Annotated in this window: 14 protein-coding genes, 2 tRNA genes and 1 pseudogene; 10 read left to right on the top strand and 7 right to left on the bottom strand. The window is 63.1% G+C overall.

Features of this window, described 5'->3' with window-relative positions; genetic code table 11:
• The first annotated feature begins 7 nt into the window (after window positions 1-7).
• The 3 genes from ACVIJ6_RS29335 to ACVIJ6_RS29345 all read left to right on the top strand — a co-directional run bounded on the left by ACVIJ6_RS29335 (window position 8) and on the right by ACVIJ6_RS29345 (window position 1,139).
• Window positions 8-748, top strand: coding sequence for a tRNA-uridine aminocarboxypropyltransferase (locus ACVIJ6_RS29335; RefSeq protein ID WP_456775561.1), 741 nt, complete (start codon window positions 8-10; stop codon window positions 746-748).
• A 50-nt stretch (window positions 749-798) separates the two neighbouring features.
• Window positions 799-978 carry a hypothetical protein gene (locus ACVIJ6_RS29340; RefSeq protein ID WP_456775562.1) on the top strand — a complete coding sequence of 60 codons (180 nt, stop codon included), beginning with the start codon at window positions 799-801 and terminating at the stop codon, window positions 976-978.
• Between the two features lie 87 nt (window positions 979-1,065).
• A tRNA-Cys gene (locus ACVIJ6_RS29345) sits at window positions 1,066-1,139 on the top strand.
• Between the two features lie 11 nt (window positions 1,140-1,150).
• On the opposite strand, the gene ACVIJ6_RS29350 is transcribed toward ACVIJ6_RS29345, so the two are convergent.
• Window positions 1,151-2,701, bottom strand: a complete 1,551-nt coding sequence (locus ACVIJ6_RS29350; RefSeq protein WP_456775563.1) for a substrate-binding domain-containing protein — start codon at window positions 2,699-2,701, stop codon at window positions 1,151-1,153.
• Window positions 2,702-2,786: 85 nt separating this feature from the next.
• Between ACVIJ6_RS29350 and ACVIJ6_RS29355 the strand changes: the two genes are divergently transcribed.
• From ACVIJ6_RS29355 to ACVIJ6_RS29365, 3 genes are all read left to right on the top strand, one after another.
• Window positions 2,787-2,978: a hypothetical protein gene (locus ACVIJ6_RS29355; RefSeq protein WP_456775564.1), complete on the top strand. Its 192-nt coding sequence runs from the start codon at window positions 2,787-2,789 to the stop codon at window positions 2,976-2,978.
• 567 nt (window positions 2,979-3,545) lie between these two features.
• Window positions 3,546-4,124, top strand: a complete 579-nt coding sequence (locus tag ACVIJ6_RS29360; RefSeq protein ID WP_456775565.1) for a QcrA and Rieske domain-containing protein — start codon at window positions 3,546-3,548, stop codon at window positions 4,122-4,124.
• A 93-nt stretch (window positions 4,125-4,217) separates the two neighbouring features.
• Window positions 4,218-5,960, top strand: coding sequence for a methanol/ethanol family PQQ-dependent dehydrogenase (locus tag ACVIJ6_RS29365; protein ID WP_456775566.1), 1,743 nt, complete (start codon window positions 4,218-4,220; stop codon window positions 5,958-5,960).
• Window positions 5,961-6,127: 167 nt separating this feature from the next.
• Here ACVIJ6_RS29365 and ACVIJ6_RS29370 read toward each other — a convergent pair whose 3' ends face one another.
• From ACVIJ6_RS29370 to ACVIJ6_RS29395, 6 genes are all read right to left on the bottom strand, one after another.
• Window positions 6,128-6,307: a hypothetical protein gene (locus ACVIJ6_RS29370; RefSeq protein WP_012044012.1), complete on the bottom strand. Its 180-nt coding sequence runs from the start codon at window positions 6,305-6,307 to the stop codon at window positions 6,128-6,130.
• 294 nt (window positions 6,308-6,601) lie between these two features.
• Window positions 6,602-7,018 carry a response regulator gene (locus tag ACVIJ6_RS29375; RefSeq protein WP_456775567.1) on the bottom strand — a complete coding sequence of 139 codons (417 nt, stop codon included), beginning with the start codon at window positions 7,016-7,018 and terminating at the stop codon, window positions 6,602-6,604.
• A complete protein-coding gene (locus ACVIJ6_RS29380; RefSeq protein ID WP_456775568.1) occupies window positions 6,996-7,463 on the bottom strand; it encodes a response regulator in 468 nt (155 codons plus the stop codon). Before ACVIJ6_RS29380 ends, ACVIJ6_RS29375 begins: the two co-directional genes overlap by 23 nt.
• 204 nt (window positions 7,464-7,667) lie before the next feature.
• Window positions 7,668-8,510, bottom strand: coding sequence for an EamA family transporter (locus tag ACVIJ6_RS29385; protein WP_456775569.1), 843 nt, complete (start codon window positions 8,508-8,510; stop codon window positions 7,668-7,670).
• A gap of 19 nt (window positions 8,511-8,529) precedes the next feature.
• On the bottom strand, window positions 8,530-9,033 hold the full coding sequence (locus ACVIJ6_RS29390; RefSeq protein ID WP_456775570.1) for an NUDIX hydrolase: 504 nt from the start codon (window positions 9,031-9,033) through the stop codon (window positions 8,530-8,532).
• 201 nt (window positions 9,034-9,234) lie between these two features.
• Window positions 9,235-9,309: transfer RNA gene (locus tag ACVIJ6_RS29395), tRNA-Asn, on the bottom strand.
• A gap of 257 nt (window positions 9,310-9,566) precedes the next feature.
• Here ACVIJ6_RS29395 and ACVIJ6_RS29400 point away from each other — a divergent pair.
• The 4 genes and pseudogenes from ACVIJ6_RS29400 (at window position 9,567) to ACVIJ6_RS29415 (ending at window position 13,579) form a co-directional block, all read left to right on the top strand.
• A complete protein-coding gene (locus ACVIJ6_RS29400; protein WP_456775571.1) occupies window positions 9,567-9,752 on the top strand; it encodes a hypothetical protein in 186 nt (61 codons plus the stop codon).
• A gap of 351 nt (window positions 9,753-10,103) precedes the next feature.
• Window positions 10,104-10,763 (top strand): protein-L-isoaspartate O-methyltransferase family protein, encoded by a 660-nt coding sequence (locus tag ACVIJ6_RS29405; RefSeq protein WP_456777107.1) that lies wholly within the window; start codon window positions 10,104-10,106, stop codon window positions 10,761-10,763.
• A 277-nt stretch (window positions 10,764-11,040) separates the two neighbouring features.
• Window positions 11,041-12,426: a TolC family outer membrane protein gene (locus tag ACVIJ6_RS29410; RefSeq protein WP_456777108.1), complete on the top strand. Its 1,386-nt coding sequence runs from the start codon at window positions 11,041-11,043 to the stop codon at window positions 12,424-12,426.
• A gap of 380 nt (window positions 12,427-12,806) precedes the next feature.
• Window positions 12,807-13,579, top strand: a pseudogene (locus ACVIJ6_RS29415) (PopZ family protein).
• The last annotated feature ends 217 nt before the right edge of the window (window positions 13,580-13,796 follow it).

Genomic DNA, 13,796 nt, shown 5'->3' on the forward strand with positions numbered 1-13,796 from the left:
CCGCGCTATGTCAGACCAGCCCCACGATCATCCGCCGCTCGCGGAAGCGCCGCCCGACTGCCCGCACTGCCAGAAGCCGTTGCCGCTCTGCATCTGCGAGAGTGTCACTCCGCTCGAGAGCCGCTTGGGACTGCTGATCCTGCAGCATCCGCAGGAGCAGGACCGCGCGCTCGGCACGGCGCGGCTTGCCGCGCAGCATTTCAAGACCGCGGTGGTCAAGGTCGGGCTGTCCTGGCCGAGTCTCGCCAAGGCCCTCGGCCGCCCGGTCGCGGACCCCGCGCGCTGGGCGATCCTCTATCTCGGCTCGGCCAAGGCGGCCGATCTCGACCCCGAGAGCGAGGTGCTGGCCCTCACGCGCAAGGGCGAGGTCGCGGAGAACCAGCGCGCGATCCTCAAATCGATCGAGGGCGTGATCCTGCTCGACGGCACCTGGAGCCAGGCCAAGGCGCTGTGGTGGCGCAATCCCTGGATGCTGAAATGCCAGCGCGTGATCCTCGGGCCGCGCCGGCCCTCGCGCTATGGACATCTGCGCCGCGAGCCGCGCCGCGACGGGCTGTCGACGATCGAGGCTGCGGGCCTGCTGATGGCGGCGCTGGAACGCCGACCGGAGATCGCCGCGACCCTCGAGGCCAGCTTCGAGCGCATGCTGGCGCGGTATCGGGAGGTCGAAAAAGACCATCCGGAGCTCACCCCGCGGCCCAAGCCCCGCGGCAAGCCGGATCGGCGCGGCCGTAAACGCCGGGTTTAGGAACCAAAGGTACGCTTCTTGCATTGCAGCATAGCATGAGGAAGCGAGCTATGCAGGACCTCGAAAAGTCGAACGTGGTGCAATTCCGGGACTATGCCAGCCGGCGGGGCAGAGGAACGGTGGCCGAGCCCGCGGCGACCTGTGCCGCCTCAGGACAACGCGGCGCCATTCTGATGTGGCCGCGCGGTCAGGTGCTCTATCCCGGCGGGATCGACGATCTGCCGATCTGACGCCTAACCTTGTGCAGCTGGCTTGTGCAGCGCCAATGAGAGAGGTTGCCTCGGCGGCGGATTGCCTATAATGCTCCGCGTTGTTGGGGCCACGTGGCGGAGTGGTTACGCAGCGGTCTGCAAAACCGTTTACACCAGTTCAATTCTGGTCGTGGCCTCCACTTCAATCATATCAAGGCTTTGAGCCGAGCTTTTGCGAAACGGCCTCAGCGGCCGAGCGCGCCGGCTGCAGTTTGGGCGTCGGCCGGGGCTTGGCTGCGGATGCGACGGCTGGGCCGGTCAGGACGAAGACCTCGACCCGCCGGTTCTTCTCGAACTCGTCACCGCCATTGTCGCGCACGGGAACCTCGTCGCAATAGCCGCGGGTGTCGACATTGCTGACGCCAAGGCTGGCCAATTCCTGCTTCACCGATTCGGCGCGCTGCAGCGATAGCCGGCAATTGGCCTGATAGTTGCCGCGACGGTCGGCAAATCCGGCCAGAAGGAGCCGCGCCTGCGGCGTCTCTCGCAACGCCTGCATCACCCGATACAGATTTGGCGCCGCCAGATTGTCGAGCTCGAACGAATTGCTCTGAAAGCGGAAGCTCGCATCGAGGGCGCGGGCCTGCGCCCGCAACTGGCAGAATTCCTGCGGATTCCCGCTCCATTTCGGGCTGAGTGCACAGGGGCGGGTATCGACCTCGGCGGCGGGCTTGGCGTTTGGCGACAGGCCGACGACCGTCTTCTGCGCGACCTCCTGGCCGTCCTTGCTGAGCGCGAATTTGATGAAGCGGCTGACCTCGGGGCGCGGCTGATCGGCCGAATAGAGAAACAGGCGCCGCGACAGCGGGTAATTCTCGGTGCGGACCGTGAACTCGGTCGGCGCGAGGGCGATCGCGTTGCCGTCGCTGACCGCCAGCGCCTTCGCCGCGCCGACATAGGCCATGCCGACGAAGCCGATGCCGTTGGGATCGGAGGCGACATCGTCCGACAGCCGCTCGCTGTCCTCGTAGCCATTCGGTTGTCGCGTGGTCAGCGGCGCCATGCGGGCGCTCGGTCCGAGCACCAACTCCTCGAAGGTCTTGCGCGTGCCGGATTGACTGTCGCGGGCGTAGAGGTTGATCGGCCCGGCCGGAAGACCCAGCGCGCTCCAATCCGTGACCCGTCCGGTGAAGATCTCCTTCACCTGCACCTTGGTCAGCGTCTTCAGGCGCGACGAGGGGCTCACGATGACGGCGATCCCGTCCAGCCCGACGACGTGTTCGGAGCGCGCGCTCCGCATGTCCCCGACCGGCGCCAACATCGCCGCTTGCTCGTCGCTCACCGGCACCGATGCCATCCAAATGTCGGCATCGAGGCTGCGCAGCGCCTTGGCGCCGGTCCCGGTGCCATGGGCCTTGACTTCGACACCCACCATCCGGCCGCCGAGTTCGCCGCTGATCACGAACTCCGGCAGCTTCCCGCCCTGCGGATCTGATCGTTGGACTCTTCTGACCTCCGATACGCCGAGGCTGCGCAGCCAAGCTTCGGCGAGATCCGGCGCCAGTTTGGCTCCGATCGTGTTCGAGCCATTCAGTCGCACCAGATAGTCGCCCGACAGCTCGCGCTTGGGCACCGCACGATCCTCCGGTGCGAGCGTGTTCAGGGATGCTGCTGACGGCGCGGTGGCCGCCGGCACGGCAAGCGCATCCGGAGCTTGGGAGGCTTGCGCGACGCCGAGATCGCTACGCGCCGCCAGATCCATAAGCTGCCGTGCCGGCGCGGATGGGATCTCCGCTCCGTTGTTCGCTACGAACAAATACCCAAACCCCGACACAATGAACAGCGCAATGATACCTGCGGCGATCATCAGCGGCGACGAGAGACGGCTGTCTCTGCTTTGCGTGATCACAAGCAAAGGGCCACTGCATTCGCTGCAGGTCGAGTCGGAGAACGCCATGTATTGCAGTGTGCCTGCGGTCGCCAGCGAGCACCTTGCATTCGTGCAGCAACCCCGCCTGATCGCGCTGCTCATGGTCTAAGGATCACCCACATAATGCCCGACGGACAACAGTGACGACGAGGTCGGCATGCACGGCTTGCGATCGACGGACCTCATGAAGTCTGCTCACCGCAGCGCGGCCGACCTCAGTCTGTTCGAACTCAATCGCGTCCGACACACTTTCGACCGGTCACTAAGCCTGACCTATTGGTCTCACTTCGTGTCGGAAATTTGAGGCAATTGAGGCAGCTCCTCTTCCGCCGCCATCACTTGCTGTCTTGTCGTCGATTTGTAGTCGCAGACGTAAGTCGATCCGCGCCTAGATCGCAGAAGGACGCGGCGCGCGGTATTCTGCGGCTTCAGGATCGGTCGTCCTCATCGCGCGGCGGCGTGCTGATCGGCGCCGACGAGATGACGCGCCGGATGCGGAAGGTCCGATCGTTAGTTCGCCGCGCAGCGTGCTCCGCGGCAGCATGACGAAAATATCGAGGCAAGCGCGCGGCCCGCGCCTTGATTTAGTCTGGTTGTATTGATCTAATAATTCTATGTTTGGATGCGCTGCAGCGACTGCCGACTGCAGAGCAACAACGCCTCGCAAAGATCAATCATGCACGATCATCCGACACGCCGCTCGGTGGTTCTCGGCACGCTTGTCGCATGCGCGTCTGTCACGGGCGCTGCGGCCGGCGATGAGGACGATCCGCGCAAGGAGAAGCGGCCGCAGAAGGGCGACCTTCTCGTGTTCTCGGAAGGGGAGCGCGAGGGGCAGACGATTACGCCGGATGATTTGAAGGTCGGCGAGCCGCCGGTGCATGCGTGGCCGAAGGATGCAGCGAATGCGATCGTGCGCGATGGGTCGCGATTGAACGAGGTGCTTCTCGTCAGGCTCGATCCGAACGAACTCGACGAGGACACGCGCCCGCGCGCGGCCGACGGCATCGTCGCTTATTCCGCGATCTGCTCGCATGCGGGCTGCCCGGTGACGGCCTGGATCAAGGCCACGGAAGGCAGTGCGGATGTCTTCAAATGCATGTGTCACAACTCCGAATACGATCCGCGGCGTGGCGCGCAGGTGGTGTTCGGGCCGGCGCCGCGCAGGCTGGCTGCGCTGCCGCTCGTCATCAGGGATGGCGCGCTCGTGATCGCTGCCCCCTTCATCGGAAAGGTAGGTGGCCAGCAAGGTTGATGAGGTCTCGTGTGCCTATCGGAACTCGCATCGTCTCGACAATCAAACGTCACGGCAATTGAAGCGAAAAACGAAAGCAGGGGAGGTTTGTCCATGACCATCACGTCGAAGACCATCAGGCAATGGCTGCTGTCGAGCACCGTCGCGTTCACCTGTGTCGCCGCACAAACCGCGCTCGCCGGTCCGATCGAGAACTACAGTCCGGTCACGCCGGCACGGTTGGAGAATCCGGAGCCCGGCAATTGGATGCTCTACCGCCGCACCTATGACGGCCAGGGCTATAGCCCGCTCGACCAGATCAACACCACCAACGTGAAGAACATGGTGCCGGTCTGGACCTTCGCCACGGGCGTGATCGAGGGCCATGAGGCGCCGCCGCTGGTCAATAACGGAGTGATGTTCATCACCACGCCGATGGGGCAGGTGATCGCGCTGAATGCCAAGACCGGCGATCAGTACTGGCGCTACAAGCGCGAGCTGCCGGAGGATCTGTTCCAATTGCATCCGACAAACCGTGGCGTCGGGCTGTGGCAGGACAAGCTCTATCTCGCCACGACCGACGATCACCTGGTCGCGCTCGATGCCAAGACCGGCAAGGTGCTGTGGGACAAGAAGGTCCAGGACTACAAGAAGGGACAATATCTGACGCTGATGCCGCTGATCGTGGACGGCAAGGTGATGGTCGGAGGCTCCGGCGGCGAGTTCGGCGTCCGCGGCTATGTGGCGGCCTACGATGCCGAGGACGGCAAGGAGCTCTGGCGTACCTTCACGATCCCCGGCGAGGGCGAGCCGGGGCATGACACCTGGAGCGGTGACGACTGGAAGAGTGGCGGCGGCTCCGCCTGGATGACCGGCACCTACGACAAGGACACCAAGACGGTCTATTGGGGCGTCGGCAATGCCGCGCCGTGGCCCGGCGGCCTCCATCCGGGTGACAATCTCTATACCAGCTCGGTGATCGCACTCGACCCTGCGACCGGCAAGATCAAGACGCATTTCCAGTACCACCAGAACGATTCATGGGACTGGGACGAGGTCGACGCGCCGATGCTGGTCGACCTGCAGCGGGACGGCCGCAGCTTCAAGAGCCTGATCCATCCGGGTCGCGACGCCATCTTCTGGGTGCTCGAGCGCACGCCGGAGCGCATCAACTACGTCAATGGCTGGACCTTCGTTCACACCGACGTGTGGAAGGGGATCGAGCCGGAGACTGGACGGCCGATCGTCGATCCCGCGCATAAGCCGACGCTCGGCAAGCGCGTCGACTTCTGTCCGTCGCTGTGGGGCGGCAAGGACTGGCCATCGGCGGCTTACAGTCAAAAGACGCGCTTTGTCTATGTTCCGGCGAATGAGAACTTCTGCGGCGGCTTCACCGGCGAGAAGCTGCCGCTCGTTCCCGGACAACTCTGGCTCGGCACCAAGGCGGAGGATATCGGGCTGACGGTGCGGCCGGGCGCTGACCATTTCGGCGAGTTGCAGGCGTGGGATCCTGCCTCGGGCAAGAAGGTCTGGTCGTACAATTTCCCGAAGTCACAGCTGTTCGGCTCGGTGACGGCGACGGCCGGCGATCTGGTTCTGGTCGGCGGGACCAACGACCGGATGTTCCGGGCCTTCCACGCCAAGACCGGCGAGCTGTTGTGGGAGCAGAAGACCAACTCGGGAATCATGGGTATGCCGGTCGCCTATGAGGTCGACGGCACGCAATACATCGCGGTGCAGTCCGGCTGGGGCGTCGACGCGCAGCGCATCCAGGATGCGCTTGCCAAAGGCAACACCGGATTGGAGGACAATGTCCCGCAGGGCGGTGTGGTCTGGGTCTTCGCCGTCAAGAAGTAGAAGCGCAGTCAGCCAGGCGACAGCCGCGCGCCGTCGCCTGACTGCTTATGGGCATTGCAGAACGGCGCTGCAACATGGTGCTGCAATACGGCGATATTGACGCTGTGTGTCGCGACGGCGGCTCTGCCGGCCGCCGTGCAACGGACAGACGTCCAATCAGAATGCGGTCAGCAGGCCGCAAACCAGCCGTCGGGGAACGGGATCAGCGGCCAAGCACCCTGATTGTCGTTGGCTGCTTGGGGAAACCGCAACATCGAGAATAGGCGGGTCATCGAATCAATCTCGGGCTCAGGCGCAACTGCCGATCTTACAGCATCCAGCAACAGTTCATACTCGGCTTCGCTCATCATGGCCCTCGCGCAATCTGCGCGGACACCATGTCAAAGCTCCACTCTGTCCAAATTGAACGGATCACTAAAATTGTAAGGATCGCGGACGAAGGGCTTGATTGGTTACCGTTGTCTTTCGTTCCTCACGACGGTAGCCAAATCAGGTCGGGCGCGATGTGAACTGCGTCACATTCGCGGCGAGATTATCTTACCTGTCGACAATTGCTCGGAGAAGCTAGCCAGACGGCAAGATACTGCCCTGGCGCCTCGCAAGCGAGGACGCCGCGACCTCCGACCCGGCGTTCGACGTGATTACTGCCGGCACTGCAACCTGGGAGGAGCGAACGCTTCATCGGGAGTAAGAATCTCGCGCATCAATTGCGCGAGGTCCTTCGGCTTGAAAGGTTTGGCCAGTCGATGAAGTCCCTGAACCCTCGCCGATAGTCCCAGGGACTCCGGCATTTCCTGGTCTGATTCGAGGACCATGCCCGACATCATGACGATCGGCATGTTCGGGCGCGCCGCACGTGCCGCTCGTATGACATCGTTGCCGTCGATGTCGGCCAGATTGAGATCGATCAGGGCCGCGGCGAAATCGCTGCGGACAACCAAGTCGAGCGCCTGGCGACCGTCGGTCAGGGCAGTCACCGCATATCCCTCGCGAACGAGAAGATGCTGAATGACACAGCAGACGCCAACTTCGTCATCAACGACCAGGATGTTCGTCATGAGGCCCTCCGCTCACATGCCGGTGTGGTGCGAGGTTGCCGCGCGCGTCGGCGAGAAGCCGCTGGCGGACCTCGATGGCGCGATCCACAGCTTCGAGCAGATCGAGGATGTCGAACGGCTTCTGCAATGCAGCCGTCGCTCCGAGCTTGATCGCCATTCCGAGGAAGTCGGGAGCTCCCTGTTTCTTGTCCGTGAATGCGTAGCCGGAGATGGCGATGAACGGAACGGTCGGATCGATCTTGATCAATTCGCGAATGGTCGCAATTCCGTCCATGCCCGGCATGAACATATCGATCACGACAGCGTCGAATGACACGCTGCCGATCAAACGAATACCGGTCGGTCCGTCGGGCGCGAGAAAGACGCAGAACTTCTTCTTCTTCAGCAAGGTCTCAAGCGCCGCGCGGGTCGCAGAATCATCATCGATAATGAGAACGGTAGGCATGGGCCACCTCAGTATCGGCCGGACTGAAGGACACGCACGCGACAGACAATGCATCAAGACTCAAAACGAATAAGTAATTGACACTGAATTAGTTGTATCAAGTTTGCAACCAGGAGTTTTACGGGCGCTGCTCCGATCGTGATGTTCCTTTATTATGTACGATACGATGAGCATGGAGCGGTGATTGCGCCGAAGCGCTGCGCATCAGGTCTTGAGCATTGCGATCCATACGAGGCCCGACGCAATCAGCGCAGCGCAGGTCGCCCTCCAGGGCGTCGCCCGTTCCTTCAGGACGACAATCCCGATCAGGGTGGCAAACAGAACGCTGCATTCGCGGAACGCGACGACGTTGGCGACCGGATTCCTGCTCAGCGCCCAGAGGAATACTGCGAATGATGTCAGACCCAGCAGCCCGGCGATCACGACCGAAACATAGGCCGTGCGAATCTCGGCGAAGAGGACCGGGCCGCGTCGTATCGTCGCGACGAGGAGGAACACCAGGCTGTCGAGCACGATGATCCATGCGGTGAACGAGGCCCATCCGGCCGCCTGGCGCGTCCCGGCGGCATCAACGACCGAATAACCAGCAACCATCGCAGCAGCGAGAACAGCAGCAGCAAACGCGCGGCGATCGATCGAGCCGTGGACGCGATCTCGCGCGAGGCCGACGATGCCAAGACCGATGAGCGCGATACCGATCACCTGTCCCAGGTGCGGCGGCTGCTGCAACGCCAGACAGGCGAATACTGCGGCAAACAGCGGCACGCAGCCGCGGGCGATCGGATAAGCGCGCCCGAACTCGGTTGACCCATAGGTCACTGCCAAGCTTGCTTTGTACGCCGCATGCAGCACAAGCGACGCCAGGATGATCGGCCAGGTCGTCAGGGCGGGGATCGGGACCAGGAACAGGAACGGCAGAGTCACGGCGCTGCTGACCAGACCCATCCCGGCCAGAATGGAAAGGCCGCTGCCATTCTTGACGATCGCGTGCCAGCTCGCGTGGAGCAGACCGGCGAGCAGCATCAGGAGCGCGGCGAGTGGATCCAACGGCGATGGTCTCGGAGAATCAGCTTTCGGGCCGCCAACAGGCCGGCACGAAATAGGGGACGGTATCGCGCTCGAACGCCCGGCGCGAGATGATGCGACTCGAGGGGGAGATATCGAGCGCTTCCCACTCCTTTTTGTCGACGAAGCGCAGCGCCGCGATCTCGTCGCCATCGGCTGCGAGCGCACCGCCGATGACGGCTGCCTCGAACGCGATCACCGTGTAATAGGTCAGATCCCCGTTGGGATAGCGGATGAGGAATTCGGGGCCGCCAAAGACGCCGAGCAGGCGCTGGGGACGGACGAGCAGACCAGTCTCCTCGAAGCACTCGCGCGTCGCGGCGTCGGCGGGATGCTCGTTCGGATCGATGGCGCCGCCGGGCAAGGTCCAATGGCCCGTCTCCGCGTCGCGGCCGAGCAGGATCCGGCCCTGGTCATCGAACAGCGAGATCGAGACGGCCGTGGTCGCAAGCAGATCGTGGCCGACCTTGCTGCGGACGGCTCTCAGGTGATCGGAGATGGGCATGGCTGATGTTGCCTTGGAGCTGGACTGGTCGCTTGCCCGACCGAATCGGTGACGTCAAGGCAGTTGCGCGGGCCGGGTCTTGCTGCGAGCAGCCTGACTGCGGCACGGAATGCGCGACGCATACGTGCCGGTTCGAGCGACCTACCTGTCAGATGATCTTGGGCTGGATTGTCTAAGCGAGCCATTCGGCATCGGCCGAATTGGCTCCCCGGGCTGGATTCGAACCAGCGACCATTCGATTAACAGTCGAATGCTCTACCGCTGAGCTACCGAGGAACAGGCGAAGCAATGCCTCGCGAGCGGGGTGCGTATAACAAAGCCTTTTGGCCTTGCCTAGAACCAAATCGCATCTTTGTGACGATTGTCGCGCCGAGGCCAAAAACACGGAAAATCATGGGTTTATCCATGGTGTGAACGCTTGATGGGCAGCTGTCGCCCACAATTGGGTGACAGGAATTTCACTAGAATCGGCGCAATCGGCTGCGGATAGTAGGCCGGAACTTGCCGCTGCCTCGGACATGGAGCCGTTTCAGATGTCGAACACCCCCTTTCACGCCGCCGAAGGCGTGTCGTCACCATCGCTGATTCCCGACCCGATGGAGCGCCTCTCCGACGACGAGTGCCTGTCGCGCTTGGTCCATGCGGTCAGCCGCGGTGAGTCGGAACGTCTGGATGAGGTTGCGCAGCTGCTCGGCCGCCTGGCGGTTGTGATCGAGTAACCCTCGACTCAAGGGGATCGGCCAAAACGACTGACATTCTCCGCCCGGGTCCGCCGATCCATTGAGTCGGCGCCCGCGCATGCTCCGGGATCCAATCCGACGCGACCTCGAAGACATGCGATTGCGGCGTTCGCCGATGAGCCGGCGGGACGCTCGGTCCGACTCGAAGCTCTGCATGCGCCGCCATGCCGATGCGGCGCCAGAGCCGTCGTCTGATCATGAGGTCTGACCCATGGTCTGACGATGTGCGCGGTGTATCCGGACGATCCGCGTGTTGCGTTTTCACCGACCTTGTACCAAAAGGGTGCGCAGATCGTTCGCGGTTCATCCTCTTTGCTTGCAGGTCTGCTCATGCTCCCCTTCGCGACGGCGCGTCAGAAAATGGTCGATGGCCAGGTGCGCACCAACGACGTCACCGACCACCGTGTGTTGGATGCGATGCTGACGGTGCCGCGCGAAAACTTCGTCCCGTTGGACCGTCAGGCGCTGGCCTATCTCGACCAGAATCTCAATGTGTCGGAAGCCGGCCCGGCCCAACGCTTTCTCATCACCCCCATGCTGACGGGCAAGCTGCTTCAGGCCGCCGAGATCAAGCCGACCGATCACGTGCTCGTGGTCGGGTGCGCGACGGGCTACCTTGCCGCGCTTGCGGCGAAGCTCGCGGCCAGCGTGGTCGCGACCGATTCGGACCCCGCTCTCGAGGGGCGCGCGAAGCAGCTGCTGGCCGGCATCGCAGGCGTTTCTGTTCGCGTCGCGCCAGCCGTGCAGGGCGATCCGGCCGATGGTCGCTTCGACGTGATTCTGCTCAACGGGGCCACCGAGATCGCGGTCGATGGGCTGTGCCGCCAACTCAAGGAGGGCGGCCGTCTAGTCGGCGTCTCCGCGAAGACCAAGCCGGCCCGTGCCATCATCTTTACGCGATCCCATGGTGAGGTGGGCAGCAGGACCTTGTTCGACGCTGCGGCTCCTATCCTCCCTGGTCTCGAACAGGTTCCCGAGTTCGTTTTCTGAATCCTGCGGTTCCCTGTGGACGAGCCGCACCGGGCTGTGATCCGCTGGTGCGACGGTGGCTTTTGGTCGTCTTCACGGCTGCGGGCCGGCGAAAATCTGTTTCAAATCAGAAGTGTGGCTTGGATGCTGCACGTCGACAGTTTTCCGCATGGGTTCCGGGCAGAGAGGTTCCGTTGCGCAGGCATGGGGAATAAGGTGTGAGGTGCGCGGGAGTCTCTAACAGGTTTACGGCCCGGCTTTGGCGTTCGAGCCGGTGACAACAATGAATGGAACAGGGATGTTTGGGGTGAAGCTCGTCACCGCGGCGGCGGCTGCGGTCCTCGTGATGGCTTGCGCGGGCCCGGCGCCCGCGTTGGCCGACACGATCGAGGCTGCGCTGGTGCGGGCCTATCAGAACAACCCGCAACTGAACGCGTCGCGGGCTCAAGCTCGTGCGATCGATGAGGGCGTCCCGCAGGCGCTCTCTGGATATCGCCCGAAAGTTAATTTAAATGCCACAGCGGGCATTCAGTACACGGATCTGCAAGCGGCACCTGCCACTCCAGCGGTCCACGGGGTACAGAGGCCGCGAAGTGTTGGCCTGACGGTCAACCAGACACTCTACAACGGTCAGCAGACCGCGAACGGTGTCCGCAAGGCGGAAGCGAGCGTGTCGGCGCAGCGCGAGGCGCTCCGCGTTCTCGAACAGCAGGTGCTGCTGCAGGCGGCGACCATCTACATGGACTATCTACGCGACGCCGCGATCGTCGAGGTCCAGCGCAGCAACACGCGCGTGCTCGAACAGACGCTGAAGCAGACACGGGATCGATTCAACGTCGGCGAGGTCACCCGCACGGACGTGGCGCAATCCGAGGCGCAACTTGCTGCCGGACGCACGCAGCAGTTGACAGCCGAGTCCAATCTGACGGCGACGCGCTCCAATTTCCGCCGCATCATCGGTAATGATCCGGAGAACTTGGCGCCGGGCTCTCCGGTCGACCGGTATCTGCCCCCGACGCTGCAACAGTCGATCCAGACCGCGCTCACGGAAAGCCCGAGCGTTACCTCGGCGATGTACGGCATCGACGTCCAGTATCTTGATACGAAGATCAAGGAAGGTGCGCTGCTGCCGACGGTGAACGTTCAGGCCCAGGCCCAGCAATCCTATGAGTCGAGCATCCAGTCCTATCGTGGGTTCAGCGCGGCGGCGGTCGCCTCGCTCAACGTCCCGATCTATAATGGTGGAGCGGAGTATTCGCTCATTCGCCAATCCAAGGAATCGCTGGCGCAGCAGCGTCTGATTCTCGAGCAAACCCGGGATCAGGTGCGTTCGGACGTGGTCTCGGCATGGGGCAAGCTGCTCGCTGGCAAGGCTCAGGTGCAGTCGGCGCAGGCCCAGGTGGCGGCCTCCGAGATCGCCTTGAACGGCGTGCGCGAGGAAGCCAAGGCGGGCCAGCGGACTACGCTGGATGTCCTCAACGCTCAGCAGGCGCTGGTCAATGCGCGGAACTCGCTGGTGAACGCCCAGCACGATCGGGTGGTCGCATCCTATTCGGTGCTGCAGACCGTCGGGCGGCTGTCGCCACAGGTGCTGAACCTGCCGACGACCACCTATGATCCAAGCGTGCACTACCAGCAGGTTCGTGACAGCTGGGCTGGCGTCCGCACTCCCGACGGCCGTTAGTCGGATCTTAACTTCAATTCTTGATCCCTCGGCCATTGGCCGAGGGATTTGCGTTTGTGGCACATGCTCAGGTTGTGGTCGGCGGGCGATGCTTCTCCGTCAATTTCCGTGCTCCCCCGGTTGCGGGCGCCCGTTGCTTGCATTCAAATGTTGCCATGACATAGCCTCAAAATGGCCGCGGAACGATTCGCAGTGCGTCGGATGTTGTTCTAAGAATAGTCTCCGATCTGGTCAGTATCGTTCCGTTGTTTGCATCGATTGAGGCCGCGTCTGGGACAAGTCGGCATGACCACAGCGAAGTCCGAGCCACTTGGATCCGGCGCTTTTTGCATTCGCGCTAAGACGACGCGTGCGGCGGCGTCGCTGATTTGGAGTCGGAAATGACGCAGCCTGCAAAGGTCCAAGAACCCTCGATGGAGGAGATTCTGGCGTCGATCCGGCGGATTATTGCCGATGATGAGGCCAAGCCCCCGGCGGCCGAAAAAGCTGCTGCACCTGAGCCCCCCAAGGCCGAGAAGCCGGCTGCGCCGGCACCGAAGCCTGTGATGAACGACGTTCCGCCGTCGAAGATTGCGGCAGCGGCTCCGGCGAAGGCTGCGCCTCCGCCGGCCCCTGCGCCCACGCCGGCGCCCGCAAGTAACAGCCAGGACGACATTGACGCATTGCTGGCGGGTTTGGATGAAACGACTGCGCCGGCGGCCGAGGCTCCGCCGGCTGAACCTGAGCCTGATCCCGAACCTGAAGTACTTGAGTTGACGGACGACATGGCAGTGGCCCCACCGACCCCCGCTCCAGCCCCCGCAGCGGCTTCCTTCCGCAAGGTCGAGCCGCAGGACGATATAGAGTTCATTGAATCCGGACGTCTTGCCCGTAAAGCGCCGCAGCCTGCAGCGGCCCCGGCTTTCGAATCGGCCTTCGAGCCCATGCCGCCGAAGCAGCCGATCCTTGCGCCGTCCACGGTGAACGCCGTGGAGTCCGCGTTCAATGCGCTCGCCAATACCGTGTTGAGCAACAATGCCCGGACGCTCGAGGACCTGGTCAAGGAAATGCTGCGGCCGATGCGATGCTGAAATCGTGGCTTGATGACAATCTGCCGGCCCTGGTCGAGCGCATCGTCAAGGCGGAGATCGAGCGGGTCTCGCGCGGCCGCTAGCGGCGGATCTTGGCGCGCGGGCTGCCTGTCTCCTGACGCAGGCCGGCTGTTTTCGCGACCCGGTTCCTCGCGCAAGAGGGCTGGCGGTGTCTCCGTTTGCCATCAATGTTCGCCGCCGCTGTTGACTTGGCGGCTCGTGGCGGCTTTCTAGCCCGTTCAAGCTGATGCAGGCCCGGCGGATCGCAGCGTGCTCTCCCGAGAACGCGATCCCGGACCG

This window comes from Bradyrhizobium sp. USDA 4369 (assembly GCF_054056435.1).